The organism is Corynebacterium pyruviciproducens ATCC BAA-1742, from assembly GCF_000411375.1.
GTDB lineage: Bacteria > Actinomycetota > Actinomycetes > Mycobacteriales > Mycobacteriaceae > Corynebacterium > Corynebacterium pyruviciproducens.
In genome coordinates this window covers 833,855-860,093 of sequence record NZ_KE150446.1, presented here as the reverse complement: position 1 = coordinate 860,093, position 26,239 = coordinate 833,855, and the positions used below count along the sequence as shown (strand labels likewise).

The following is a 26,239-nucleotide window of genomic DNA, read 5'->3' as shown; positions in this document are numbered from 1 at the left end:
AGCAGAAAAAAGCACCAGCGGTTGTCGCTGGTGCTTTTGTTCGTCTTGAGGGGAGTTACTCCGCGTCGAGATCCTTCTCAATGAGAGCGGCGATTGCCTCCACGGCCTCCGCGTTATCGGAGGTCACGGTCACCTCGTCGCCGTGCTCTGCACCCATCGCCATGATGGACAGGCTCGAGGCGGCATCGGCCTCGTCGTCCTCATCGGCGCCCACGACGAGAAGCTCAATGTCTTCGTCGTAGTTGCTGGCAGCCTCAGCAATGAGGGTTGCGGGGCGGGCGTGGAGTCCCACGGAGGAGCCGACCTTGACAGTCTTGGAAGCCATAACTGGATCCTTTCAGAAGTAAAGTTTACTGTTGTGCGGTCTCGCCTGAATCCTCGATCCACCGCCATCGTCCAGACACTGTGGCTGTGACGGCGTGGATTCCAGCTCAACCTCGTTGTGAAATTATTACCGTCAATCGTACCCGACTTGTTGCCGGCGGGGAGCCTGATGTGTGAAACCGGGCACCAGTGTGAGGTATATCCCACAAATAGAAACGCGCCCCGCGGTGAGCGGGGCGCGTGGGGTGGTTCCGGGGAGTTCCCGCAACCGTTAGCTACCGTTTACGCGTTGGCTTCTTGCTTCTCGGCCGCCTCAGCCTGCTTTTCGACGATCTTCTGAGGCCACACGGTCTTGAGAAGAACGACGACGGCTGCGGAGACGATGACGCCGGCGATGATGGACACGAGCCAGCCGATCTTCGGCTCAATAGCGAACAGCACGAACACACCACCGTGCGGGGCGCGCGAGCCAGCGCCGAACAGCATGGACAGCGCGCCAGTGACGGCACCACCGGCCATCATCGAGGGGATGACGCGCAGCGGGTCAGCAGCGGCAAAGGGGATCGCGCCCTCGGACACGAAGGAGAGGCCCAAAAGCCACGAGGACTTCCCGTTCTCCTGCTCGGCGGGGGTGAACACGCGCGGGCGAATGAGCGTGGCAAGCGACAGCGCGATGGGCGGAACCATACCGGCGGCCATGACAGCTGCCATGATCTTGAGGGAGCCCTCGTCGCCAGCCGACAGGCCGGCGGTACCGAAGAGGTAGGCCGCCTTGTTCACGGGGCCACCGAGGTCGAAGCACATCATGAGGCCGAGGATGATACCCAGCACCACAGCAGAGGTGCCTGTCATGGAGTTCAGCCAGTTGGTCAGCCCGGTCATGATTCCGGCCAGCGGAGCGCCGAGGAGGAAGAACATGGCCAGACCAACGATGAGCGAGGTGAGCAGCGGGATGATGACCACAGGCATGAGGGAGGCCACGATGCGGTGTACCTTCCACGAGCCGATCCACCAGGCGATGAAGCCGGCGAGAACACCGGTGACGAGGCCGCCGATGAAGCCTGCGCCGAGCAGGACAGAGATCGCACCGCCGACGAAGCCGGGGGCGATGCCCGGGCGGCCTGCGATGGCGAAAGCGGTGTAACCGGACAGTGCGGCGACGATGAAGCCTATGGCCATCTGGCCTGTAGCGAACAACACCGCACCCAGGTAGAGCATGAACCCGGACTTGGTGAGCGTCATGACCTCGCCGTCGACGGTGATGTCATGGCCCGGCAGGTTCGTGAGGGAGTAGTCCGTCACAATGGTCTGCCAGGCGTTGGCCATATCGTAGCCACCGAACAGGAAGCCGAGGGCGAGGAGCAAACCACCGGCTGCCACGAACGGCACCATGTAGCTCACGCCCGTCATGATGGCCTGCTGAATGCGCTTGGGCCAGGAGAGGGAGGAGCTGGAATCGGCGGACTCGCTCGAGGCAGCGGCCGCAGTGCCGGCAACACGGTGCGCGTTGGGGTCCTTGCTGGCGGCGATAGCCTCTTCGATCATGACGCGTGGCTCGTTAATGGCCCGCTTGACACCGGATTCGATGACGGGCTTCCCAGCAAAGCGCTCGCGGTCCTTCACTCCCACGTCGGTGGCGAAGATGACGGCATCTGCTGCCTCAATGACCGCGGGATCCATCGGGGTCACGGCGCTGGAGCCCTGCGTCTCGACGGTGAGCTCTACGCCGTCCATCTCGTCGGCCGTGTTGGTCAGCGAGTCGGCGGCCATGTACGTGTGCGCGATGCCGGTGGGGCAGGCGGTAATGGCCACGATACGGGTGACATCGCCGGCCAGCGTGGACACCGCCTTGAGCTGAGCTGCGGGTGCATCCGCGGTGGTGGCGGTAGCAGCCGCAGTACCAGCAGCTGCGCCAGAAGCGGCCTCGGCAGACTTCTTCTTCTTTTTCTTCGGCGGGTTGTTGAGCACATCGGTGATGAGGCTGACGACCTCTTCATCCGACTGCGCGGAGCGCAGGCTCTGCACGAATTCCTTGTTCACCAGCGCACGAGCAAGTGTGGACAGAATCTTGAGGTGTTCGCGTCCGCCACCCTCAGGAGCTGCAATAAGGAAGGTGAGATCGGCGGGGCCGTCCGGAGCACCGAAGTCCACCGGGTTCTTGAGGCGGGCGAATCCCAAGGTGGGCTCGGTCACCGCCGCACAGCGGCAGTGGGGGATAGCCACGCCACCGGGGACACCGGTGTGGGACTTCGCCTCACGTGCGTGAGCCGCAGCGGCGAGCTCGGCTTCGCTTGTGGAGCGACCGGCCTCGGTGACGATTGCGGCCAGGCTCGTGATCACTTCCTCGGGGGTCGAGCCGAGTTCGGCATCGAGCCTCACCAAAGAGGGATTGATAATCTTTGTCTCCATTGTTATTTCAGTCGATTCCTTCGATCGTGTGATGGTTATGAAGTCTGAAAAGTCTATAGTTCGCGAACAGCAGTCTGCTCGAGATTAATCTGGTCCGGCGCGGGGATGGTCGTGCCAGGAAGCCCCGTGGCTGCGGAGCCGTAGGCCACTGCCATGGCTGCACAGTCAAGCATGGAGGAACCCATGTGACGGCCGCGGAGGAAACCAGCCAGCGAGCTATCTCCGGCCCCCACCGTGGACACCGGGTCTGTGGGTGGTGGCGTGGCGATGAACGAGCCCTCCGGGGAAACGAGGAGCGCACCCGCAGCACCGAGCGTGATGAGCGCAGCCTTCACGCCCTTCGCCTGTAGCTCCTGGGCGGCGTCAATGACGGGTTCGTACGAACCGCTCTTGCCCGCGGTCTCTAGCGCGTTGCCGTCGATGCCAAGGATCTGACCAAGCTCAAAGGCGTTCGGCTTGATGAGGTCCGGGGCAGTCTCTGGGAACGACGCCGCAAGATCCTGCAGCGGTTTATCGGAGGTGTCCACGCAGATGAACACGTCCGGTGCCTCGGCGCGAAGGCGTCGAACCATGAGCGCGTACCAATCGGAGGGGAGTCCTGGGGGCAGCGAACCGGCAAGCACCACCGTGGTGGCGTGCTGGGCTTCCTCGATGATGGCATCCTCGAAGGCCTGTCGCTCGCTCTCGGACAGGTGGGCACCACTCTCGTTCAACTTGGTGGTGGTACCGTCTGGCTCGCACAGCGTCACGTTGGTGCGCACCTGGCCTTCGATATCTACCCTGCGCTGATCCACGCCGACCTTTGACAAGAGGCTGACGAACAGATCATCGCTGCGGGCTGGAAATACCGCGCGGGTGGGAACACCCGCCTTGTGAAGGGCTACGGAAACGTTGATCCCCTTGCCGCCAGCCACGGACTCATGTCCGGTCAGCCGGTGGACGGAGTCCCGTTTAAGGTAACCCGGTAGGTAGAGGGTTTGGTCGATGGACGGATTAGCCGTCACTGTAACAATCATGCTGTAACAACCTTTATGTTGTATTGGAAACAACTGTCAAGAAAATCACTCGGGGCGTGAGCATCAGTCACGATGGCATCCACTGTGGTAAGTTGTGCGAAAGTAACGAGGAAATCCCTGCCTATCTTGGAAGAATCGACCAGGGCAACCGTTTTCTTTGCCGATCGTGCGATCGCACTCTTCACCGCTGCCTCCGTAGGATCCGGGGTGGAAAACCCGTGTGAGGGAGTCACGCCGTTGGCTGCGATGAACGCAATATCTGCCCGCAACGAGTAAAAGTGGCGAGCCGCCGATTCTCCCACGATGGCCCGCGTGTATGGGCGGAGGTTGCCTCCAACGAGATTCACGCCCGTGAGGCCTCCACCGGAGAGGATCTCGGCCACCGGCATGGAATTGGTGACGTACGTTGCGCCCTTGTTCGGAGAGGACTGCCGTAGCGCCGCGGCAAGTGCCGCCGTGGTCGTTCCGGAGTCAATCGTGATGGAGCACGGTCCCGGTGGGATGAGCTCCATGGCGGCGCGTGCAATAGCGGACTTTTCGTGCACGTGCAGGTGCGCTTTGTCGGAATACGCTGCTTCTTGCCGAAACGCTGGCCCGACTACCTCTGAGATGTTGGCGGTGTAACCCGTGGCATCATCGGAGTTGTGTACCGGCGGGATTGCACCACCGTGGACTCGGCGGACGAGTCCCATCTTTTCTAACTTGGCTAAATCGCGACGGGCGGTCTCCGGAGCCACCTCGCAGGCTTTAGCAAGAGCAGGAACACTCACGTGACCGTCCCTAGCGAGGGACGATTCAATGAACGTCTGACGTTCAGAGAAATTCACGCTATTCCTCCTTCCTTTGGGCAATCTCAGACCGCCGTGACAGTTTTGCTTCTCGGTGGGCCGAGCGTCGCAACCTTTTAAAGTTAGCTTCTTTGCGGCTGCGACCGGTATGACTGTTAATCTCGTGATTGAGAGTGGGTGTTGCCAACCGTAGGTGGGAAAACAAACATCCTTTCTGAGGTCACGCCTAGCGGATGATCGAGTTTTTTACCCTCGGTAAATTGGCTGTCAACCTGTGGCTACACCTTAGTAGCGAAGAGTGGGGATTGAATAGGTGAAAATCCCGTTTGAGACATAGGCCACCCCAAATCTGCCCGAAACCGGGCATGGAATGCCGGTTGAGTGTGACGGTGTCTACCGCCGTGCGAGCGAGCGCGGAGAGGGATGCTCTTTTACTGGTCAGCGATGATGACGTTGATAGAACGCTCGCGCATGGCATCGACGAAGCTTTGGGGTGCCCCGGCATCAGTAATGACAACATCGATATCATCGAGGGAGGCGAAGCTGACGAGGTAATCCGAACCCATCTTTGTAGAATCGCACAACGCGACGACGGTGCGAGCGTTGGTAATCATTGCTCGTTTTACAGCCGCTTCCTGGCTATCAGCGGTGGACAACCCATGATCGAGGGTGAGGGCGTTGGTGCCGATGAACGCGACATCAGCGCGCATGAGCGCCAGTGCGCGGAGGGCTGAATCGCCAACCACGGCTTGAGTAATCGCACGGACGCTGCCTCCCAGCAGCTGGACCTCATCCAGACCACTGGATGCAAGATCAAGAGCGATGGAGAGGCAGTTGGTCACGATAGACCACTTTTTTGCGTCGGGCTCTTCCGCAATCATGTGAGCAAGCTGCATGACCGTGGTGCCCGCGTCGAGGAACATGCCACCTTGCGGTTCGGGGAGGAACTGGAGAGCGGCCTTTGCGATTTCATGCTTGGCCCCCGAGGCGCTGCGAGCCCGAATATCGATGCTGCGCTCTGTAGTCTGGTAATTCTGGCTGGCCACTGCACCTCCGTGGACGCGGTGGACTGCCCCCTCTTGGTTGAGAACCGCGAGGTCTCGGCGGATGGTTTCAGCGGTAACGTTGAATCGATCAGCGAGCTCGGTTACATTGACACGTCCTTCCACTGCGGTGAGGGAAGTAATCTGTCGCCTGCGTTCCTCTGCATACATTCTCGTTCACTCCAATCGTCGCTGCGAAACTCAATAGCCCTCGTACGCAAAGCAATGGCAGGCAAACAGTGGGCCTGTCAGGCCGGGCGCGGTGGCTGTAATCCAACACCATTTTTACATGGATTCTGTGGGAATGCTTGTGTTCGGACATTTACGAGCGACGTGTCGGACCGCTTCAATATTCCGCAATCTGCGCTGTCATTCAATATAACGCGTGGTCACAAAGGTAAAGAAGCGACGTGACGTTCGGAAGCTGGAACGGAAAAGCGGACAAATAAAATTTCTGGACGGGCATAAAGCGTACCCCAATGTGGGGTTGAGTGTGGTTTTTATTCCGGTTGGAGGGCGTGAGAAATGTTCTCGTTGCCGGTGCTCGGTGAGTACGGCCCCGGGATAGGCGTGGGAGGGATCAAGGGCTAGCGACGAGGAGACCCGCCCCTGGGCACCACCTGGGTGGGCACGGGGCGGCGTGGCGGGTGTTAGTAACTGCGGAAGACAGCAGTGACAATGCCGAGAATTTCTGCGTTATTGCCCGGGATCGGATCGAACGTCTCGTTGTAAGGCAGAAGCCATACGCCAGTGGAATCCTTATGGAATTCCTTGACGGTAGCTTCGCCGTCGATAAGCGCGGCGACAAAATCGCCCTTCTCTGCGATGGATTGGCGTTTACAAACAACCCAGTCGCCGTCCAAAATGCCGGCATCCTTCATGGATAGGCCATTAACCTCGAGCATGAAGAGCTCGCCATCGCCGACGAGATCCGATGGAAGCGGCATGTATTCCTCAATAGTTTCCTCAGCCAGGACGGGCAGGCCGGCGGAAATTGTTCCAACAACGGGAATGTAGGTGGCGGAGACGAAGCCTTCCTTAAGCACGCCATCCTCGTCTACCGTGACCTTTGGCTCTTCTGGTGCGGTTTCACGGAGGTGGCGCACATCGACGGCGCGGGGCTTATTTGGATCGCGTTTGAGAAATCCCTTCTTTTCCAGCTCTTTCAGCTGGTAAGCGACGGAAGATGTTGACTGAAGGCCGGTCGCGTCACCGATTTCTCGGATGCTCGGCGGATAGCCACGAAGGGCCACTGAGTCCCGGATCACTTCCATGATTCGTTTCTGTCGGTCACTGAGCAGCCGTTGGTCCAGGTGTTGTTTACCCTTGTTGTGCTCGGAGTGCTTCTTACGCGTTGGCATTGTCCATCCTTACCCTGTAGAGCAGGCAAAACTTGCCAAGGGCAAGGGCCTGCGCTGTAACTGTCGCTTCTAAAAAGATAGCTTAGCAAAGCTACAACAAGTGTTCGAGAAAATGCGGATGAGTGTTGACTGTAGCTGCGGATCCTTCTTCTTTACAAAATCGCCCACATGTTCTAATGTGGGGTTTATATTCGAAAAAGGAACGTGTCGCGTTCCCCGTGCATTGTAGTGTGTGAGGCGTAAAGAAAGAGAGCGGAAAGGGGTCATATCATGGCTATAGTTACAGAGAATAACAATAGTAAATACGTGGGAGAATTTAGTAGAGATCTGAGGGTCCTGCCGGCTGCGGTGTGGGATGGCGGAGTACCCGCCGGGGTCACGCGGAAGGGTCGCACTGTTCGAAACGTGAGGGTCGAACATCGAACGGATGAACACCTACTTCGTTCTCGAGCGCCAAAGTCAAATCTTTCGAACGCGGTTACGGCGTCCGCGGGGCGACCAGAAGAAGCCGCGGGCGCCCGTGAAAGCGCAATAGTTAGCCCAACTCCGCTTAGCCGTGTGCGCGATCTGGGGGTGGGTCTCATCTTCGGTCTTCTCATATTCGGGTCTTTCCTCGGCGGCACTGCAAACGATTATTCGCAGGGGGATGTCGCACAATTCTCTTCGGTAGCTGCAGCACGCTAGGCTTTCTCGGGAGAATTTTCCCGTCCGCATTGAACGGTAAGATGCGAGAGGGGAGACGGATCCATATCGAGAGTGCCATCTCCTCGAAAGTGACAAGACCAAAGCCGCGTACCGGCGAAGTGGATCGTAGTGGTGGAGAAAGGCATCGAAATGCACTGTCCGTTTTGTAAATGCGAAAACAGTCGAGTGATCGATTCTCGCGTGGTGGACCAAGGCAGCGCTATTCGCAGGCGTCGTGAGTGCCCTGAATGTAAGGGCAGATTCACCACTATGGAACAAGCGGTGCTCCTTGTGCTCAAGCGAAACGGGTTGACGGAGCCATTTAGCCGGGAAAAGGTCATCCGGGGTGTTCGGCGCGCGTGCCAAGGGCGCTCGGTTTCCGAAGACTCTTTAAAGAAGCTGGCTCAAGAGGTGGAGCTAGCCGTCCGTCAGAAGGGATCGTCGCAGATTCCAGCAAATGAGATTGGCAAAGCGATTCTGCGGCCGCTCAGGGATCTCGACGAGGTTGCCTACCTACGATTCGCCTCGGTGTACAAGTCTTTCGACTCGGCTGACGATTTTGAAAAGGAAATACGGCAGCTTAGACGTGACGAGAGGCGAGAAAACCGCCTGTAATGTCATCAACGGGGAGGCCGAGCGGGGTTGGTTTCCCCGGACAGGCCTGCGTCAGTGCTCGCTTACAGGGCGGAGATCATCTTCGAGATCTTCTTCTCGGAAACCTTGTGAGCGGTGCCGAGCTTTTGTGCAAATAGGCTGACCCGCAATTCCTGCATCATCCAGATGAGATCTTTGTATTGTTTGCTATGGCGGATGGAAGCGGGCTTTGTGGCGAGCTTTGAAGTCAACTGCCCGTTCAACCTGTCCATCACGTCTTGCCTATCGGCATCTCTATCCGGTGAGGTCTCAAGATCGGTCAACCGAAGCCTCGCCGCCTGAACGTAGCGTCGCAGGTGTTTTAACCTCTCGATTCCGAAAGTAGAGACTGCGTTAGGGGGAAGAATTGCGTCCAACTGTTTCTTTATGTCATCGATTGCTGGACCATCCCACAACTTCAGCTCCTCTCGCAGAGACTCGTACTCGTACAAGGCTGGGGCGAGGACTGTGACGGTGCGTCGAACGTAGCCGGGGGTTTCTTCAGTCACGTTCTTCTTCAGCTCAGCGAATTGATCCGGATTACGCACTGGGCCACCGTGGGCAAACATGAGGTCGCGAATACTTGCAACTCGCGCGTCGTTGACCAACCCCTCGGCACCGCCATGGGGATAATTCTCCACAGCTACCCGCTGTTGAATAGGCAGCCCTTTGAGCATTCCCTTCGTGCCCACCGATATTGCATTGAGGAGCATCGTCAAAGTGGACTTGACCATGGCAGCGTCCGCTGCGGCTTTGGTGGGCATGGCTTGCATGGACAAGCCATCGTTACCAGCTACGAGTGCCGGGTAAGCCTTTACCTCCTGGCCATCGACTTTCGTATCCACGGTCTCGGGGATCTCTCCGAGAGTTTCCTGAGTCCACGAGCGTACCGTCTTTGACTTGGAATTCTTTGCGGCCTTGCGGATGGAGGAGCGGATTTGGCCTGACCGTCGGGCTTGCAAAGCCTCCAGGTCCTTGTCCGAGTCAGTGATTTTGCCCCGCCTGTCTACGGCGGCAAACGTCAGCCGCACGTGGGGAGATAGTGATTCGGGATGGAAGTCCTGCGTCTCCAGATCGTGGAGTCCCATGGTCTGGAACACCGCAGCGAGCTGCTCGACGAGCGTTCCCTCGTATGGAATGAGACGAGGCAGCACCTTGTCGGCGTAATCCGGCGCGGGCACGAGCAGGCGGCGGTAATGCTTGGGCAAGCTGCGGATGAGCTCAGTTACCAGTTCCTTGCGCAAGCCCGGGACCTGCCACGTGAAAGCGGCGGGGTCGGCCGTAGCGAGGAGCGGAAGCGGTACGCGCACCGTCACACCGTCGAAAGGGGAACCCGGTTCAAAGTGGTAGGACAGCTCGAACTCCAACGTCCCCTGGCGCCAGACATCAGGAAACTGGTCCTCTTCAACCGTTGCCGCGTCCGGGTTAATGAGCTTGTCGGGGTCGAAATCGAGGAGATGTGGATCCTTTTGCCTTCGGCGTTTCCACCAATGGTCGAAACGAATCCCAGAGGTAATGTGCGCCGGGAGGATGCGATCATAAAACGTAAATAGCGTGTCATCGTCAACGGTGATATCACGCCTGCGCGCCTTCTCCTCCAGGTCACGAACCTGCAACAGCTTCTCTTGGTTCTCGTGGAAGAAGCTGTGGTGGGTCGTCCAATCACCCTCAACCAAGGCGTGACGGATGAACATGTCGCGGGCGGCTTCCTCGTCGACTGATCCATATTGAATGAGGCGATCGGCTACAACCGGAACACCATAGACCAACACTTTCTCATGCACCATGGCGGCGCAGCGTTTACTTGACCAGTGTGGCTCGAAGTACGTCTTTTTCACCAGGTGGGGTGCTAATTCTTCCACCCAGGCAGGGTCAATCGAGGCAACCCCACGTGCCCACAGCCGAGAGGTATCAACCAGCTCAGCCGACATGATGAATTCCGGCGGCTTCTTTGTTAGTGCCGAACCGGGGAAAATGAGGAAGCTTGTGCCACGGGAACCGGCGTACTCCTTGGAATCGCCTTTCCGTGCTCCAATGTGAGACAAAAGACCACTGAGGAGAGCCTTGTGGATGGAATCGGAGTCAGAGAAGTAGGAATGGGCTGCCGAAACCGGGGTGATTTGGGTACGGGAGTCTTTTCCTTTGTGGGATGACGCTTCCCCGCCACCGAGGTTCGGCGGGGCCGTGAGATCCGGAATATCTTCGCACCACAGCAGCGAGGTGTCGACGTTCCAATACAGCCCCTCGTAGATGGAAACTAGCTGGCGAACCAGGTCCCTCCATTCTCGTGCGCGCATGAAGTGGAGGAATTCCCTCTGCAGGCGCTTTCTGTATTGGTTTCCGGAGAGCCGGTCCTTGAGCGAACACAGGTATGCCCACAGCGCGAGGTAACCCATGAGGTCAGACGAACGATCCTTGAACCGCGCGTGCATCTGATCGGCCTGCTGCTGCTTCTCCAGTGGACGCTCTCGGACGTCCTGTAAGCTCAGTGCCGCGACGATGATGGTGACGGGCGCCAATACGTGAAGGCGCTGCGCCTCGATGATCATGCGCGCTAGGCGCGGATCGACGGGTATCCTGGCGATGTCTCGGCCGATGTCGGTCAGGCGGGGAGTGGAATCGGCCGCATTGTGCTCCGTAATAGCGCCGAGTTCTTGGAGTAGCTGAAGGCCGTCACGGATTGATCGCTCCTCGGGTGGCTGAATGAATGGGAAATTACGAATATCTCCCAGTTTCAGCAGTGCCATTTGGAGGATCACGCTAGCCAAGTTCGTGCGCTGGATTTCAGGGTCGGTGAATTCCGGGCGGGCTTGGAAATCTTCCTCCGAATAGAGTCGGATCGCGATTCCGTTTGCGACACGGCCACAGCGTCCGGACCTCTGGTTTGCCGATGCCTGACTGATCGGCTCAATGGGTAGACGCTGGACCTTTGTGCGGTTAGAGTAACGGGAAATTCGGGCGAGGCCCGTATCCACAACGTAGTGAATCCCCGGCACAGTGAGAGACGTCTCTGCGATGTTGGTGGCAAGGACGATTCGACGTCCCTTGTGAGGTGCAAATACACGGTGCTGCTCGGCGTTCGAAAGTCTGCCGAACAGGGGCGTCACCTCTACTCGGGGCAAGTTGGCCTTGTTAATGGTCTCCATTGCATCGCGGATATCACGCTCGCCTGCGAAGAAGCAGAGGATATCGCCGGGTCCCTCGGCCATGAGCTCCTGGATCGCCGAGATCAGCCCTTCGTCCACGTCAATATCGATGTCTTTGCCGTCGACCGTGTCTACCAGGGGGCGATACCGAATTTCCACTGGGTACGTGCGCCCTGAAACCTCAATAATAGGGGCCGGTTTGCCCCGTTTATCCGCAAAGTGATGGGCGAACCGCTCGGGATCAATGGTTGCGGAGGTAATGATAATTTTGAGATCCGGTCGCTTGGGGAGCAACCTCTTGAGGTAACCGAGGATGAAATCGATGTTCAAGGAACGCTCGTGGGCTTCGTCGATAATGATCGTGTCGTACGCGTTGAGGAACCGGTCCCGTTGCATTTCGGCGAGCAGGATGCCGTCTGTCATGATTTTGACAGCGGTATGAGGCCCGACCTTGTCGTCGAACCTGATGGCGTACCCGATGGAGTCGCCCACGTGCTGTCCTACTTCATCGGCGATGCGCTCCGCGACGGTGCGGGCCGCAATCCTGCGTGGTTGCGTGTGACCGATCATCCCACGTCTCCCGCGCCCGAGTTCGAGGCAGATTTTTGGAATCTGTGTTGTCTTGCCCGACCCTGTTTCGCCCGCGATGATGACTACCTGGTTATTCGCGATCGCTTCGGCGATGTCATCAACCCGCTGGCTAACGGGGAGGGCATCGGGGTAGCTGATTGCGGGAATGTGCTCCGCGATGGACTGAGCCCGTTTCTCTGCGTGGAGAAGATCCTTTTCAATCGCGGTAAGAGCCTTGTCCGTCCGGGCCTTCTTGAGGCGCGCGCGGAATCGCCTATCGTCTAGCAACGTGAGTGCGCCGAGTCTGTCGTAGAGGGATTTCTTTGTGGGGGCGGAGTTAGTCATGACGTCCACATTCTATGTGTACTTCACGTGGTGCTCCAAGTAGCGTGGAACAGGCGCGCAGGGGAGAACCAGAGGCCACTTGGGGTAGCTGGAATACCGGGAGATAAGTTGACCCAAGCGATGAGCCCGCCACCGTGTTGAGAAGCGCGGCGACGGGCTGAAAGAAAATAGGGACTTTAGATGTCCTTGGATGTAGTTAGATGTCCTTTTCAGGCACCGACTCGTAGGCGGCCTTGAACACTGCCCCCAGTTGCTCGATTTCCGCGGTGCGGGAGCTGGAAGAACGGTGAACGAGACCGATGGTGCGACGAGCGCCGGCTGCCGGTTCAAACGTGGCGAACGCGAGCCCTGGCCGGTGGATTTCGGAGTGCAGGGCGGATACGGGGAGCAACGTTGAGCCCATCCCGTTGGCAACGCATTGGACAACCGTCGTGAGGCTGGCGGCGCGGGTTACGCGGCTGTACACCCCAGGCTTGACGTCGGCTGCGCGGCACAGATCGATAACCTGGTCGCGGAGGCAGTGGCCGTCGTCGAGTAGCAAAAGCTCGGTGTCGTTGAGCGCCGAGACCTTGAGGTTCTTTTGTCCAGCAAGCTTGCTATCCGCCGGCACGACGAGTACGAAAGGCTCCTCGTAGAGGGGGATATCGATGAGGCCGGAAGTATGAGAGGGGAGGGCCATGAGGTTGACGTCGATGTGCCCATCCCGGAGAGCTTCGACGAGATGGTTGGTCTGATCCTCGACGATACGCGGCTTGAGTTCCGGGTACTCTTCCTTCAAGGCGGTCAGGGCGTTGGGAAGGACATACGGGGCAACGGTGGGAATAATGCCGATGGTGAGCGGCCCAGTGAGGGAGCCGTCAGCGCCTCGGGCGTGGTTGTAAAAAGCATCCGCTGCTTCAAGCGTCTGCTTGGCGTAGGGGAGAAGTGCCTCGCCGACGGGTGTAACAAGAACGCGCCGTGTGGAGCGCTCAATCAGCTGGATTCCGAGCCCGGTCTCCAACGCCACCAGCGCCTGGCTAAGAGAGGGCTGGGAGATGTTGAGCTTGTTCGCAGCGGCGCCAAAATGCTTATTTTCAGCGATCGTGACAAAGGTGCGAATCTGCGCAAGCGTTGGTTTGTAGTCTTTGTTACTCATACTCATACAATAACCTATCTTTGGTTACCCTCAGTAGAACAGTCACCACCCAAAAATAAATGGAGCATTATGAAAGCATGTTGGGGCTGGATAATGTGGGTAAAAAATAATTTATGAGTTGTGTCACATTCTTGCAAGTGTGGTATTTTTAGGGTGGGGTTTGGGCTTAATTGAGAAAGTTATCGTCGGGAAACAATAGATCATATCAGTTATAAAGCCACGTGAACGGGGCGGGAAAGGTGGTATCAGAATGTGAGAAAAAATGCGAGGGCGGATTAGTAGCACCAATAAGGGGTGGGATTCTCGACGGGTACAAATATAGGAAAACGCGTTTAGTAGTAATGGTAACTATTGATTAAAGCGAAATTTTGGGGCGGAATTGATTACGTGAGGTGATGACGGATCACTTCAGGGTGTTGTAAAACAAATATTAGTCAATGGGAAAACCATTTAATTGGTGGCGTTGAGTGGCTCTTGGACGAGAGCGGATCGAGACGACGGAAGTGCAATTCCTTGCTACGTCACCAAGCTGTGAAGCAGATGGAGAATTGGGCGCTGAGTAAGGGGGTTACAGCGCTACGCAGTACATCTGCACCAGATCACGGGGTGTGTGCTCCGCATGCGAGCTTACTTCGGTCACATCAATTGGACTACGCGGGTTGCTGCTTCAAACAGGAAAGTCACGCCTACTCCGGCAAAAATGATGCCCGAGCCAATGTCGATGAAGGCACCTGCTTTGAGCAAACGCTGTTGGATAGCGGGCGTTGAAACCACGATAGCGAGGAAAGAGAAGAAGGCGAGGGTGGAAAGCGCCATCACCGCAACGATGGAAGCCGACACGAAAAACGACGGTTCCGGGGGCACGAGTGGCGCAAACACGGATAGAAGGATGAGCAGGAATTTGGGGTTGGAAAGGTTAGTAAACAAACCGAGCCGTAGTGCCTGGAAGGGGGATTGGTTTTCCTGCGTGCCTGACTCCCCTGGGAGGTGGAGATCGTTATTGCGGTTCTTCCATTCACGGAGCCCGGAACGTGCCGATTTGATGCCGAGATACAAGAGCCAGATGCCACCGAACAACTGGATGAACACCATGATTGACGGGTGTGTGACAAGGATAGCGGCGATGCCGATGACCGTGATTGTCACCCACGTAAAGTTGCCCAGAGTAATGCCGATGGCGGCAAAGAGCGCCCGGACCCGCGACCGTACCGCAAGGCGGAGAACGAGGAAAATATCGGGGCCAGGAGCGACCATTCCGACGACGTTGAGCAGAACCATCGTCAGTAGCATCTTTGCCATTGGGTCACTCCTTGGGAAAATCGTGTGCACGGCGTAGTGGCGTTAATCACCGGATTTGGTTATACCATAGTGCCGTTTAGTCGCTTTCCCATGGAGGCTTAAGTAAACACTGCGCAACGCCTAGGCGAGCAAATCGCTCTTTCCAAACATGCGCGCTGTGTCGATCGCCGTGGGATGCCCGATTGTCAGCGAAGCCCCGGCATTCCGGAGCATGTGGACGATCTCATCCTCGCCCTTAAACAGCGCACCCGCGATGATTGACTGGTTGCGTAGGTTGAGCTTGTTCACATCCGCACCTAACCGGATGAGGCCCCTAACCGCGTCGGTGTTCCCGCTGTAGGCGGCGAGCATGAGGAGTGTGTTGCCATCCTCATTGGTGAGATCGACGGGTACACCGGCTTCGATGTACTGAATAAGCAATTGTGCATCTGCGGGCGTGCCGGAGCGAGCCAAATTGAAAATCTTCCCGGCAAATTCCGCAGTCTCTTGGTCCATGGCGGGCGCGTCGTTGTTCGGCTTATCCGGGTGCGTTGGTTGGGAATCGGTCACGGGTGACACCACCTCAAATTCTAAATAGTCGTGTGCTGATCAGTGCTAGTTTTGCTCAATGGTCAATGCCGATAGCCTGACTTCGCCCTCCGCGTCGGAGGCATCCAGGTCCACTGTGCCAACGAATGCGAAGGACCTGTCGTCCTCGGGGTCTTTGACTATTTGGCGAACATGCCACGAGCGGCCTTCCTCGGTGAGCCGGAAGTAGTCCTTGCCACGGGCAGCGGGGCTCAGATCAAGGTCGGCGTAATCATCAAAATAAGCGTCGAGGGCGGAGGAAAAGTCGGGCTGGTCATCCAGATACTCGGTGAGCTCTCCAAGCGTGTCCTCCTTTTCCAGCGCAAAGAGTTCCACCAGGTGGAAGAAGTAGTTGCGAACCATAATGGTGAACGCCCTCTTGTTGGCGCTGAGAGCATTCGGGTCTGTCACCCCGAAAGCAAGCTGTTGCTCGATCGTATCGGCGGAGACAGGCGCATCGGGGTCCGCCATCTGCGCCCACTCGTCGATAAGCGAGGAGTCGACCTGCTGGATGATCTCACCGAGCCATACGACAACGTCGTCAAGCTCGTCGGTGTAGTACGCCTCCGGGACGGACTGTTTCAGGGTGCGCCACGCGTCGGTGAGGTAGCGCAGAAGCTCTCCCTCGGAACGGGACACCCCGAACTCTGCGACGATATCGGAGAAGGTGAGGCCGTGTTCGATCATGTAGCGGATAACCGACTTGGGGGTAAGCTCGTATTCTCTCACCCACGGATGCCCCTTGGCATACATCTCGCACGCGCCGGTCAGTAGCTCTCCCAGAGGTTGGGGCCATGTGACCTCATCGAGGAGAACTCGGCGCTCGTTGTAGTCCACACCCTCATCCTTGAGAGCGGCGTTTTCCTCCGCTCGCTCCGCGCGCTGCTGAGCCCGCAGAAGGTTACGGGGGTTCTCCAGAATAGACTCAAACACGCTGATCACGTCCAGCGTCAACGTGGGTGATTCGGGATCCAGAAGTTCGAGGGCCGCGAGAGCAAACTGCCCCAGTGGCTGGTTGAGGGCGAAATCGCGGGGAAGGTCCTCGGTGAGTTCAGTCCCGTTCTCCTCCGACACCACGCCTGCTTCAACGAGGCCTCGGTATAGCTCAATGGCCGTCAAAATGTCGTGGTTTTGCTGCTTACGCGTGTTGTGGGACGTGCGCAAGAGATGGCGGAAATGCTCAAGAGTATCGCCGTCCCTAGCCAGGACGTTGATGAGCATCGAGGTGCTCACCCTGAATTGGCTTGTCAGCTGCTCGGGAGACGAGGTGGTCAGTTTCTCAAAAGTGTCGTCGCTCCACGTCACCTCTCCCTTCTTCACCTTGGCTTTGCGGAGCTTCTTCAGCTTCTTCTCGTCCTGGCCGGCACGTTTGCGCAGCTTGTAGTTCTCAATCTCGTGCTCTGGCGCTTCGACGATGACGGTGCCCTTGGTATCGAAACCGGCGCGCCCGGCGCGGCCCGCGATCTGGTGGAATTCACGCGACTTGAGCACGCGGCTGCGGAACCCGTCGTACTTGACAAGCCCCGTAAACAGCACGGTGCGGATGGGCACGTTAATTCCCACTCCGAGGGTGTCGGTTCCGCAGATGACCTTGAGCAGACCGGCCTGGGAGAGACGTTCCACGAGCCTGCGGTACTTTGGCAGCATTCCGGCGTGGTGCACGCCAATGCCCTTGCGCAGCAACCGGGAGAGGGTCTTGCCAAACTTGGTGGTGAAGCGGAAGGAGCCGATTTCCTCGGCGATTTTCGCCTTCTCTTCCTTGTTAGCGACGTTGATGCTGCTCAAAGCCTGGGCGCGTTCGAGTGCCTCCCGTTGCGTGAAGTGCACGATGTAAACGGGGACGGTCCCGGATTCCAAGAGATTCTCCACGGTCTCCTGTACCGGTGTGTACACGTAGTGGAATTCAAGAGGAACCGGTCGCACTGACCCGCTGACCTCGTTGGTGGGCCTCCCCGTGCGCTTGGCAAGGTCTTCCCGCAGAGCGGTCGTGTCGCCCAGCGTGGCGCTCATGAGGAGGAATTGTGCCTTGGGCAGCTCGAGCAGAGGTACCTGCCACGCCCAGCCGCGCTGTGGATCGGCGTAGTAGTGGAACTCGTCCATGATCACCTGGTCGATGTCGGCCTCGGCGCCGTCGCGCAGGGCTATGTTGGCAACAATTTCTGCGGTGGCGCAGATGATCGGTGCCTTGCCGTTGACGGTGGCATCGCCTGTCATCATGCCCACGGTCTCGGGCCCGAAGATGGAGCAGAGGGCGAAGAATTTCTCACTGACCAGCGCTTTGATTGGTGCCGTGTAGAAGGACCGCTGGCCGCGGGAGAGTGCGATGAAATGTGCGGCGTTGGCCACCATGGATTTGCCGGAGCCAGTCGGGGTGGAGAGGATGACGTTGTCGCCGGCGAGGATCCCGAGGGCGGCTTCCTCCTGCGCGGGGTAGAGCTCGATCCCCTGGGAGCGGACGTAGTGGATGAACGAGTCAAAGGTTGCTTCGTCGACGAGCGATTCGGGGACCTCCTTGAGGTCCGGCAGTATCTGGGCAAGGTTCTGCGACACTGTGTCCTTTCGTCCTTTCTTTTCGACGTGCCCTCTCGTAGGTGTGGGACTAGCTTCCAGCGTACTTGCGCAGTGCGGTGGGGGCGAAACGGGAAAGCCGGCCCGGGCCACGGGTGTTTCCCGCGGGCTCAGGCCGGCCGTGGCTGCTCAGGCTTTCGTGGCTATTCGGCATCGTGGTCGCCGGTGGCCCCATCCTCACGGTTGGGACCATCCTCGTGACTGCTGCCACCCTGCTCGCCGGGGTTGTTGTGCGGCGCAGAGGTGGGATCCTCTGCAGTTGGCTCGCTATGCAGCGAGTTGAGGGCCTCACGTGGGTCCGTGGTGCCTGGCATGGGGCCACCTGGCTGGGAGGGCAGGCCCTCATGGGCCGAGGACAGCGACGCTGAATCGTCGATGGAGGCCAGGTACTGCTCGAATGCCTCGCCCAGTTCCTCTGGGGTAGGCAGGCTTGCCTCTCCCGGAAGTGCCATTCCCGGGTGGGCGCTCTTGAACTCCGCTAGACGCTCGTCGTACTGGCGTTCAAGCAGCAAGACAACGGTCATGATTTCGGAGTTCTCGGCGGTCTGCTCGTACAGTTGCTCCTCTACCTTGGCCGCGTCGCGCTCCAAAACATGAAGCGGGAGCTTAAGGTCTGCGATTCCTTCCACAGACCGCAGGAGGTTGAGTGTGGCCGCCGGGTACAGGGAGCCGGAGACGTAATTGGGCACCATGGCAGTAAAGCCGCCCGATTCCTTTCCGCGCTTATCCAACTCCATCTCGATGTTGAGCTGAGCGGACCCAGGGAGGTGGACGATGGAATCGAAATAGGGGTGCTTCTCCTTGATTGCCGGGAAATTGCCGTGCGCCGTAACCACCAGGGGGCGGGTGTGGGGGACAGACATCGGGGCAGAGTAGAGGCAGATCGTCTTGTCTACGCCGAACTTCTCCGCAAGGTCAGTGACCGCCTGTGAGAAGGCCTCCCACCGCATGTCTGGTTCCGGCCCGGATAGCAGGAGGAAGGGGCGTCCCTCAGTGTCTCGTACAACACGCAAGCCGAGCTCGAGAGACTCGACGCGGGAGACGTGAGCATCGTGCATGGTCACCGAAGGCCTGCGGGAGCGGTAATCCAACAATTCGTCGTTGTTAAAGGAGGCGACGAGGCGGTTATCCAGCGCTGCTAGCAAATGGTCAGCAGCCGCTTCGACCGCGTGACCAGCATCGGCGAACCCCTGCAGTGCGACGATCATCGTGACCGAGGAGTCGCGCGAACCGGACATTTCCGGCGCCGGATACTCAAGCTCGTACATGGGGCGCTCAGTATCAGCCATGACTCAATCCTTTCCATTCCATGCGGGCCACACCGCGGCCGTCGTGTTTCGCAATCCAGGTCCACTCCCGAAGAAGTGGAAAACCGTATTGCGCGATTCACACGTGATGTGGCTGTACGAGGAAAATACAAGTATAACCACGAGTGCTGAGTGGCAGTTAGCATTCCCCACGCTTGAACCGCATCCCGTTGTGGCGGTCATTGTGTTTGTACTAGTAGCAACGGTGGGCGGGATGAATTTATTCCCCTCTTTTTGGCAACGTTGCCCGCCCACGGCGATTGCGTTAGCACGGGCCAGCCAGATAACGCAAGAAGAAGGCACTGTGATCGCTGAAACAGTCCGCTATGACCCAGTGCACTCGGCAAGAAACAGACTCCGGGGACCGTGGATAGGCTGTGTCCCGTCCACGTGCAATTGACCAGTAGCAGAAAGGCTATAGGGGGCCGTGTTGTCTGTGGATGAATTCGCCCTGTTAAGCAAGCGCCCTACCTAGGACGAGGCCGATAGTGGAGTCATGACACAACGCATACACGTCACACCAGCACAGATATTTGCTAACATACCGGGTCTTCTCGGGTTCTACCCCGAGGAGTCAATCATCTTCCTGAACTTCGCGCTTGTCAAGAATGGTTCCAAGGTTCGCTTGGCTTTGGACTTCTCGTCACGCACTGACCTCAACGATTGGAACGCCACAAAGCAGGCCTGCACCGTCATCGCCGACCACAAACCGGACGTCGTGTGGGCGCTCATCGTCTCTGGAGACAGTGATCCCTACATCATCGACGAGGCGCTCGAGGAACTCGTTGATCTGGCCGAAAGCGCCCACCTTCCACTCGCCGCCGTGTGGGTAACCCCCGAGATCGCCTCAGGCAGTCCCTTCGTCCTCGGCGTCCGAGCGGAGGAAGACAGCGGCATCACCACCATCCCGTGCGACCCCGAGTGGGTGGAGGGAGAAATCAGCGATGTCGCAACCGCAGTCTCGACGATGCAACTCGTAGAAGACGGGCAGCTGCCAGAACTGAGCCGGGCTGACGTTTTGTCAAGGTTCGCGCAGGGTAACCCCCATGTGGAAGTTTCCGCCTCCCAACTGAGGCGACTGGCTGAAGACGCGAGGGAACTGGCCGCGACGATTCGCCTCGGCGGCGGCGTGGACCGGGTCCGAGACGAGTTCCGGATGCTACTCACAGCCTCGGCAACAGCCACAAAAGAAACCGCCGTGATGAAGAACGAGGACCTCCTGTTCCGCGGCATCACAATCATGAGCAACAAACTCACCCGTGATCTCACCATCGATCTTGTCTTAGAGCAGCCGGGTGCCTCCCGCAGGTTGCTTCTTGCCATCGCCAAGACGGCTACCGGGTTCCCTCGGCACAACGCCCTGTGCCTCTACGTCCTTGCGTGCATCGCCACTGGCGCCATCGCCCACAACTTTGCCGCCATGGAGGTCACCCTGCAAGAAAACCAGCACCACGTCCTAGCCCAATGCATCGTGCAGGCGCACATGCACGGCATTCACAAGGAACTCATGAAGGCCTGCCTGGAGGGGACAAAGGAAATCATCCGGGAATACGGGAGCCCGCGCGGTGGCAACGAACCTGCCGAGCACGTTCAACCGCAGCTCCGCGCCGCCGCCGGCAGCCGCGGTGCCAGGCAGCACAACGAGCAGCGTGAGACCAACAAGGTCACGGACCGAAAGCATCTTGTCACGGACCGAAAGCCTCTCACTGCCACGGAGGCGGGGGATAACGAGGACACCGAGCCCGAACAGAAAGCCAGCTAACCACCAGCAATAACCACTGAGAACACACGGGGACGGGGAATCACGATGACAACTATCAGGGCACCTACTGAGGGCAAATGGGGATCAGACCACGGGGATGATCGAGGGGCCAAATAACGAGAGATACGAAACGGGTGTGTCACACCACCTGCGGGAGGGGACACGATGCGACTACTGGGGGAAAAGAAGTGGAACATACCGGAGCGTGGGGGAGAAAATCCCACCTCACTCATCGCGCCGGGTGTCGAGCACATGCGTACTCGAAGCACTTGTCACGAGAGGAACAAGGGGGACGGGGGAACTACTCGTGGGGACCGGTACCGGGGAGGCCACTGGTGAATGTAGCCGAGCGGGGGAAAACGCGTCGGGTGAGCATGTCACGCCACGTCAATGGGGGAGAGAAAGGAGCCGATGGATGACCGAATTGTAGGAAAAGGTCGGGCCCGCGCACGTTAGCTAGCGCGGGCCCGCCCCGTATTATGCGTCGGATGCCACCTTCGCCCACACTGGCGAGGGAAGGCCCATGCCCCTTCAGTCACAGGTGCGTGACTGCGGGGGCGTATTACTTCCTCAGGAAGTGCATATCAGCGTTCTTGGTGAACTCCCACGCGTCGGAGACAATGCGGTGCAAGTCCGTGCGGGTGGGATTCCACCCCAGCTCCCTCTTAATCTTGTCCGAGCTGGCGACGAGCACAGCCGGGTCGCCGGCGCGCCGGGGTGCGGCCTCAGCCGGGATGGGGTGGCCGGTAACCTCGCGGCAGGCCTCGATGACCTCGCGCACGGAGTAGCCATCGCCGGAGCCCAAGTTGTAGATCCTGTGGGTGGAGGGCTCGTTCGTCTCGAGGGCGAGCATGTGTGCGTCGGCAAGGTCGCGGATGTGGATGTAATCGCGGATGCACGTGCCGTCCTTGGTAGGCCAATCGTCGCCAAAGATCTTGATGTCTTTGCGGGCGCCCAGGGGGACCTGCAGGATGAGCGGAATGAGGTGGGTCTCCACCTCGCGGTTTTCGCCGATAGAGCCGTAGGCGCCGGCGACGTTGAAATAGCGCAGGCTCGTCGCCGCCAGCCCGTAGGCTGCGCAGTAAGAAGAGATGGCGTAGTCGATGGCGAGCTTGGTGGCACCATACGGGTTGGTGGGCTGGGTGGGGAAGTCCTCGGTGATGGGAACCCGCTCCGGCTCCCCGTAGGTAGCCGCCGTGGAGGAGAAGACGAGGCTTGTCACCTTGTTCTTCACCATCGCGTTGAGCAGCGTGAGTGTGGTGACCATGTTGTGGTCCCAGTACTCGGCCGGCTTCTCCACCGATTCGCCCACCAATGAGCGGGCGGCGAAGTGGAGGACTCCGTCGTAATCGCCGGCTGCGAGGACATCGTCGATGACATCGCGCACGTCTCCCTCGACGAACGTGGCCTGGGGGTGGACCGCCTCGCGGTTGCCGGTGGAAAAGTTATCGATGACGGTGACCTCGTGGCCACCCTCGATGAGTACCGCGGCGCAGACGCTACCTACGTAGCCTGCGCCACCCGTGACTACCAACTTCATTGCTGTTACCACTTTCGCGCTTGGTGTTGACTCGGCGCTTCAATCCTCGTGCGGGCGTGGCCCCGAAAGGGGATAACGCAGGACGCTTTGAGGGCTGTGAAGCTCGAAAACAGTGTACATCGGTGGTCACCAGGCGCAGTGGAGCGCACACGGTTCGCCGGCTGGTGCCGCGGGCATCGCAACTGGGGCACGCGGGTGGGTGGATGCGGATGACTGGAGTGCGAAAACTTACGCGTTCTCCGGGAAGATGCGCACCGCGTGGACTACTTCCTCCGGCAGGTCGATGGTGGAATCGTTGGCGCGGATCTCGCCCCAGCTGCCGTGGTTGATAGCGACGAGCGCGTCGCCGGGGCGGAGTTTCGACTCGCAGAAACGCCGGAATAGTGAGGGGTGTACCTGGACAATCTCGTGCAGCTGCGCGAGGGTGCCCGCGACCTCCTCTTCCTGCGGCAGATCGACGATCCGGACACCCATGGTCTGGGAGTTCGCCGTCACGTCGGCATCGCCGGCTTCCTGGGTATCGAGGTTGTCTAACCCCGGGATCGGGTTGCCAAAGGGAGATTCTGAGACGTCGGAGAGGACGGTGACAAGTTTCTCCTCCACATCGTCGCTCATCACGTGCTCCCACCGGCAGGCCTCGTCGTGCACCTTGTCAATATCCAGGCCAATAACGTCGTAAAGCAGCCGTTCTGCCAGCCGATGCTTGCGCATGACGGCGGTTGCACGCTTGCGGCCCTCCGGTGTGAGCTTCAAACGCCGGTTGGGTTCGACCACGAGGAGGTTATCGCGCTCCATCCGGCCCACCGTCTGGCTTACCGTGGGGCCGGACTGTTCCAGGCGCTCGACAATGCGGGCGCGAAGCGGGGGAATGCCTTCCTCTTCGAGCTCGTAGATGGTTCGAAGATACATTTCGGTTGTATCAACAAGTTCCTTCACAGCGGGCAGCCTTTCATCTTGGTCTATATGTTCTCAGACTAGCAATAAGTGCAGACGATTGAGGCGAGTCGGCGGTATCGACACGCGGTGTCGTTTCAGTCTACCGCCGAATGCCTGCGGGCGGGGCAGGGTGAGTGAGCGCTCGCCGGGGTGGCGCGCGGTGGCGCAGGTAAAGCGGCACCGCACGCCGCATCGCCGGTCCGCGTGCTCCGCAGCATCCGGCGAGGTCACTCGTTGGCGGTGAGTTAGACCAGCTCCACGCCCTTTTGCTCCGGAAGGGTAAACGCCGCAGCGGCCGCGACGGCGAAGGCGATCCCGAACACCCCGAATACGGCGCTGTGCCCGCCCATGAGCAGCAACGGGGGAACCACCAAGGGTGCGAGGATGGAGCCGACGCGTCCGAATGCTGCGGCGGCGCCGGTACCCCGCCCGCGGAGGAAGGTGGGGTAGAGCTCCGGCCCGATGGCGTAGAGGGCGCCCCATGCCCCGAGGTTGAAGAAGGAGAGCAGGCAGCCGGCGAGGATGATTGTCCACGCCGAGCCCGCGAGGCCGTACATGACGGCGGCGAGAGCGGAGCCCGCGAGGAAGACGGAGAGCGTCATCCGCCTCCCCCACACCTCAATGAGCCACGCTGCGGCCGCGTAGCCGGGAAGCTGCGCGAGGGTGATGATGAGGGTGAAGCTGAAAGATTTGACAAGGGTGAAGCCTTGATCCACTAGGAGGGAGGGGATCCACGTGAACGCGCCATAGTAGGACAGTGAGACGCAGAACCACACGCACCACAGGGCTGCGGTGCGACGTCGACAAGCCGAAGACCAAATCCCGTGCCGGACCGTGAGGTCGGGAGCGGACGCAGTGTCTTCGCCCGGCTCGGCGGAAACGCGCGCCTCAAGCGCGGAGGAGGCGCTCTCTTCAAAGCTGCGGACCACCTCTTCGGCTTCGTCGGTTTTGCCCTTGAGTTCGAGGTAACGCACAGACTCCGGGATAGAGCGGCGCACGTAGAGGGCGTAGAGCGCGGGGAGAGCCCCCACGGCCAGTCCCCACCTCCAGCCGTTGGGTGTCTGCGCCACCACGAACGTGCCGATGATCGCCGCGGCGATCCAGCCGACGGCCCAGAAGGCCTCGAGGAGGACGACGATGCGCCCCCTCACGTGGCGCGGCGCGAATTCGCTCACCAGGGTGGACGTGACGGGAAGCTCGGCGCCGAGGCCGAGACCGGTGAAGAAGCGGAAGACGAGGAGGGCGGTGACGCTCGTCGCCAACGCGGAGGCCCCCGTTGCCAACCCGTAAACGAGGAGGGTGACGGAGAAGATGCTGCGTCGCCCAAACTTATCGGCCAGCAGGCCCCCGAACGCTGCGCCGAGCGCCATGCCGATAAAGCCGATGGAGGCGATCCACGAGGTGGTGTGCTTATCCAGGCCCCAGTCGAGCGCGAGGGAGGCGATGACGAAGGAGACCAGTCCCACGTCCATGGCGTCGAGTGCCCAGCCGATGCCGGAGCCGAAGAGTAGTTTTTGGTGCTTCTTGGTAAAGGGGAGGCGGTCCAGCCTGTGTGCACGGGTTGGACTCTCCGTTGAGATATTCATGCGGAGAAATTTAAGCGTCGCGGTGGCGAAAAGCGACAAGTCTCACACATTCTCACAAATTTGGGGGTGAAAACTTCTGTGTAAGGGGCCCGTGAGACCCCGGGGTGCACACAATAACCCGCCAGCTGCAACGCTGACGGGTGGTAGTAAAGGAGATAATCCGTGGCGGGGCGGGGCACCGGGCCTAGTTAGCCGGCGTAAGCGCGCAGCTTCTCCGCGCGGGAGCCCTCGCGAAGCTTGGCCATCACCTCGCGCTCAATCTGGCGCACGCGCTCGCGGGAGAGCCCGTAGCGGCGCCCGATCTGGTCGAGTGTGCGTGGCACGCCATCGTCGAGGCCGTAGCGCATCCGGATGACATCCTGCTCGCGGGATTCGAGTGTGCCGATGACCTCGCGGATATCGGAGTGGCGCAGCGCCACAACAACGGCCTCCTCGGCATCGGTGGCCTCGGAGTCCTCGATGAAGTCACCGAGCGGGGCCTCTTCATCGGCGCCGACCGGCATGTCCAGGCTCACCGGATCGCGCGACTGGCGGAACAGCATCTCGATCTTTGTCTCATCGATGCCGGATTCCTCGGCCAGCTCCTCGTTGGTGACCTCGCGGCCGAACTGCTGGTACATCTCACGCTTGATCCGTGACAGCTTGTTCACCTGCTCAACCAGGTGAACGGGCAGCCGGATGGTGCGCGACTGGTCGGCCATTCCGCGCGTGATTGCCTGGCGGATCCACCACGTGGCGTAGGTGGAGAACTTGAACCCCTTGGCGTAGTCGAACTTCTCCATCGCGCGGATAAGCCCCAGGTTGCCCTCCTGGATGAGGTCGAGCAGCGGCATTCCGCGGCCTGAGTACCGCTTGGCTAGGCTCACCACGAGGCGGAGGTTTGCCTCCAGCATGTGGGTGCGCGCCTTCTCGCCTTCGCGTGCCAACACCTTGAGGTCGCGCTTCATCGCGCGGGTGGGTTTGTAATCCCGGTCATCGAGCAGGTGCTGCGCGTACAAGCCCACTTCCACCGCCTTGGCTAGTTCCACCTCTTCCTCCGCGGATAGCAGGGGGGTCTTGCCAATCCCGTTGAGGTACACGCGGACGAGGTCCTGCGCGGGGTTGTCGTTGGTCTGGTGCCTACGGTTGCGTGGGTCGACCGTTTGCTCTTCCTGCTTTACTTGCGTTGTCACTAAGGTCAGCCTCCAACCGATAGGGTGTGCGTTCTATCAGTTCCAACG

General features: G+C 59.4%; 18 protein-coding genes. 2 read left to right on the top strand and 16 right to left on the bottom strand.

Features of this window, described 5'->3' with window-relative positions; translation table 11 throughout:
* Nucleotides 1-55 precede the first annotated feature (55 nt).
* The 6 genes from HMPREF1219_RS03705 to lexA all read right to left on the bottom strand — a co-directional run bounded on the left by HMPREF1219_RS03705 (nucleotide 56) and on the right by lexA (nucleotide 6,941).
* Nucleotides 56-325 carry an HPr family phosphocarrier protein gene (locus HMPREF1219_RS03705; protein WP_016457679.1) on the bottom strand — a complete coding sequence of 90 codons (270 nt, stop codon included), beginning with the start codon at nucleotides 323-325 and terminating at the stop codon, nucleotides 56-58.
* A gap of 281 nt (nucleotides 326-606) precedes the next feature.
* Nucleotides 607-2,733 carry a PTS fructose transporter subunit IIABC gene (locus HMPREF1219_RS03700; protein WP_016457678.1) on the bottom strand — a complete coding sequence of 709 codons (2,127 nt, stop codon included), beginning with the start codon at nucleotides 2,731-2,733 and terminating at the stop codon, nucleotides 607-609.
* Between the two features lie 53 nt (nucleotides 2,734-2,786).
* Nucleotides 2,787-3,749 carry a 1-phosphofructokinase family hexose kinase gene (locus tag HMPREF1219_RS03695; RefSeq protein WP_016457677.1) on the bottom strand — a complete coding sequence of 321 codons (963 nt, stop codon included), beginning with the start codon at nucleotides 3,747-3,749 and terminating at the stop codon, nucleotides 2,787-2,789.
* A complete protein-coding gene (locus tag HMPREF1219_RS03690) occupies nucleotides 3,746-4,576 on the bottom strand; it encodes a DeoR/GlpR family DNA-binding transcription regulator (RefSeq protein WP_016457676.1) in 831 nt (276 codons plus the stop codon). The genes HMPREF1219_RS03695 and HMPREF1219_RS03690 overlap by 4 nt, the downstream gene beginning before the upstream one ends.
* A 392-nt stretch (nucleotides 4,577-4,968) precedes the next feature.
* Nucleotides 4,969-5,751 carry a DeoR/GlpR family DNA-binding transcription regulator gene (locus tag HMPREF1219_RS03685; protein WP_016457675.1) on the bottom strand — a complete coding sequence of 261 codons (783 nt, stop codon included), beginning with the start codon at nucleotides 5,749-5,751 and terminating at the stop codon, nucleotides 4,969-4,971.
* Nucleotides 5,752-6,230: 479 nt separating this feature from the next.
* Nucleotides 6,231-6,941, bottom strand: coding sequence for a transcriptional repressor LexA (gene lexA / locus HMPREF1219_RS03680; protein WP_016457674.1), 711 nt, complete (start codon nucleotides 6,939-6,941; stop codon nucleotides 6,231-6,233).
* An 834-nt stretch (nucleotides 6,942-7,775) separates the two neighbouring features.
* Here lexA and nrdR point away from each other — a divergent pair.
* The gene (nrdR, locus tag HMPREF1219_RS03675; protein ID WP_040427203.1) at nucleotides 7,776-8,240 is read left to right on the top strand and encodes a transcriptional regulator NrdR; all 465 of its coding nucleotides are present in this window, start codon (nucleotides 7,776-7,778) and stop codon (nucleotides 8,238-8,240) included.
* Nucleotides 8,241-8,302: 62 nt separating this feature from the next.
* Here the strand turns inward: nrdR and hrpA are convergent, their stop codons facing one another.
* The 6 genes from hrpA to HMPREF1219_RS03645 all read right to left on the bottom strand — a co-directional run bounded on the left by hrpA (nucleotide 8,303) and on the right by HMPREF1219_RS03645 (nucleotide 19,177).
* Nucleotides 8,303-12,319, bottom strand: coding sequence for an ATP-dependent RNA helicase HrpA (gene hrpA, locus HMPREF1219_RS03670; RefSeq protein ID WP_016457671.1), 4,017 nt, complete (start codon nucleotides 12,317-12,319; stop codon nucleotides 8,303-8,305).
* Between the two features lie 196 nt (nucleotides 12,320-12,515).
* Nucleotides 12,516-13,454, bottom strand: coding sequence for a hydrogen peroxide-inducible genes activator (locus tag HMPREF1219_RS03665; protein ID WP_245554388.1), 939 nt, complete (start codon nucleotides 13,452-13,454; stop codon nucleotides 12,516-12,518).
* 636 nt (nucleotides 13,455-14,090) lie between these two features.
* Nucleotides 14,091-14,753 (bottom strand): LysE family translocator, encoded by a 663-nt coding sequence (locus HMPREF1219_RS03660; protein WP_016457669.1) that lies wholly within the window; start codon nucleotides 14,751-14,753, stop codon nucleotides 14,091-14,093.
* Between the two features lie 120 nt (nucleotides 14,754-14,873).
* Nucleotides 14,874-15,248: an ankyrin repeat domain-containing protein gene (locus HMPREF1219_RS03655; protein WP_040427201.1), complete on the bottom strand. Its 375-nt coding sequence runs from the start codon at nucleotides 15,246-15,248 to the stop codon at nucleotides 14,874-14,876.
* Nucleotides 15,249-15,347: 99 nt separating this feature from the next.
* A complete protein-coding gene (locus HMPREF1219_RS03650; protein WP_016457667.1) occupies nucleotides 15,348-17,870 on the bottom strand; it encodes a DEAD/DEAH box helicase in 2,523 nt (840 codons plus the stop codon).
* A 161-nt stretch (nucleotides 17,871-18,031) separates the two neighbouring features.
* Nucleotides 18,032-19,177, bottom strand: a complete 1,146-nt coding sequence (locus HMPREF1219_RS03645) for a PAC2 family protein (RefSeq protein WP_016457666.1) — start codon at nucleotides 19,175-19,177, stop codon at nucleotides 18,032-18,034.
* Nucleotides 19,178-19,691: 514 nt separating this feature from the next.
* On the opposite strand from HMPREF1219_RS03645, the gene HMPREF1219_RS03640 reads away from it, so the two are divergent.
* On the top strand, nucleotides 19,692-20,957 hold the full coding sequence (locus HMPREF1219_RS03640; protein ID WP_016457665.1) for a DUF4192 domain-containing protein: 1,266 nt from the start codon (nucleotides 19,692-19,694) through the stop codon (nucleotides 20,955-20,957).
* A 562-nt stretch (nucleotides 20,958-21,519) separates the two neighbouring features.
* On the opposite strand, the gene galE is transcribed toward HMPREF1219_RS03640, so the two are convergent.
* From galE to HMPREF1219_RS03620, 4 genes are all read right to left on the bottom strand, one after another.
* Complete coding sequence (gene galE, locus HMPREF1219_RS03635) at nucleotides 21,520-22,497, bottom strand: UDP-glucose 4-epimerase GalE (RefSeq protein WP_016457664.1); 978 nt, start codon at nucleotides 22,495-22,497, stop codon at nucleotides 21,520-21,522.
* 228 nt (nucleotides 22,498-22,725) lie between these two features.
* Complete coding sequence (locus tag HMPREF1219_RS03630; protein WP_016457663.1) at nucleotides 22,726-23,433, bottom strand: metal-dependent transcriptional regulator; 708 nt, start codon at nucleotides 23,431-23,433, stop codon at nucleotides 22,726-22,728.
* 245 nt (nucleotides 23,434-23,678) lie between these two features.
* Complete coding sequence (locus HMPREF1219_RS03625; RefSeq protein WP_040427196.1) at nucleotides 23,679-25,019, bottom strand: MFS transporter; 1,341 nt, start codon at nucleotides 25,017-25,019, stop codon at nucleotides 23,679-23,681.
* Between the two features lie 188 nt (nucleotides 25,020-25,207).
* Complete coding sequence (locus tag HMPREF1219_RS03620) at nucleotides 25,208-26,191, bottom strand: sigma-70 family RNA polymerase sigma factor (protein ID WP_016457661.1); 984 nt, start codon at nucleotides 26,189-26,191, stop codon at nucleotides 25,208-25,210.
* Nucleotides 26,192-26,239: the final 48 nt, after the last annotated feature.

What these genes read in the sequence shown, in the direction of transcription:
- nrdR (WP_040427203.1), top strand. Translation starts at nt 7,776, where the DNA reads ATGCACTGTCCGTTTTGTAAATGCGAAAACAGTCGAGTGATCGATTCT.
- lexA (WP_016457674.1), bottom strand. Translation starts at nt 6,941, where the DNA reads ATGCCAACGCGTAAGAAGCACTCCGAGCACAACAAGGGTAAACAACAC.
- HMPREF1219_RS03695 (WP_016457677.1), bottom strand. Translation starts at nt 3,749, where the DNA reads ATGATTGTTACAGTGACGGCTAATCCGTCCATCGACCAAACCCTCTAC.
- HMPREF1219_RS03660 (WP_016457669.1), bottom strand. Translation starts at nt 14,753, where the DNA reads ATGGCAAAGATGCTACTGACGATGGTTCTGCTCAACGTCGTCGGAATG.
- HMPREF1219_RS03685 (WP_016457675.1), bottom strand. Translation starts at nt 5,751, where the DNA reads ATGTATGCAGAGGAACGCAGGCGACAGATTACTTCCCTCACCGCAGTG.
- HMPREF1219_RS03665 (WP_245554388.1), bottom strand. Translation starts at nt 13,454, where the DNA reads ATGAGTAACAAAGACTACAAACCAACGCTTGCGCAGATTCGCACCTTT.
- hrpA (WP_016457671.1), bottom strand. Translation starts at nt 12,319, where the DNA reads ATGACTAACTCCGCCCCCACAAAGAAATCCCTCTACGACAGACTCGGC.
- HMPREF1219_RS03625 (WP_040427196.1), bottom strand. Translation starts at nt 25,019, where the DNA reads ATGAATATCTCAACGGAGAGTCCAACCCGTGCACACAGGCTGGACCGC.
- HMPREF1219_RS03700 (WP_016457678.1), bottom strand. Translation starts at nt 2,733, where the DNA reads ATGGAGACAAAGATTATCAATCCCTCTTTGGTGAGGCTCGATGCCGAA.
- galE (WP_016457664.1), bottom strand. Translation starts at nt 22,497, where the DNA reads ATGAAGTTGGTAGTCACGGGTGGCGCAGGCTACGTAGGTAGCGTCTGC.
- HMPREF1219_RS03705 (WP_016457679.1), bottom strand. Translation starts at nt 325, where the DNA reads ATGGCTTCCAAGACTGTCAAGGTCGGCTCCTCCGTGGGACTCCACGCC.
- HMPREF1219_RS03645 (WP_016457666.1), bottom strand. Translation starts at nt 19,177, where the DNA reads ATGGCTGATACTGAGCGCCCCATGTACGAGCTTGAGTATCCGGCGCCG.
- HMPREF1219_RS03655 (WP_040427201.1), bottom strand. Translation starts at nt 15,248, where the DNA reads ATGGACCAAGAGACTGCGGAATTTGCCGGGAAGATTTTCAATTTGGCT.
- HMPREF1219_RS03640 (WP_016457665.1), top strand. Translation starts at nt 19,692, where the DNA reads ATGACACAACGCATACACGTCACACCAGCACAGATATTTGCTAACATA.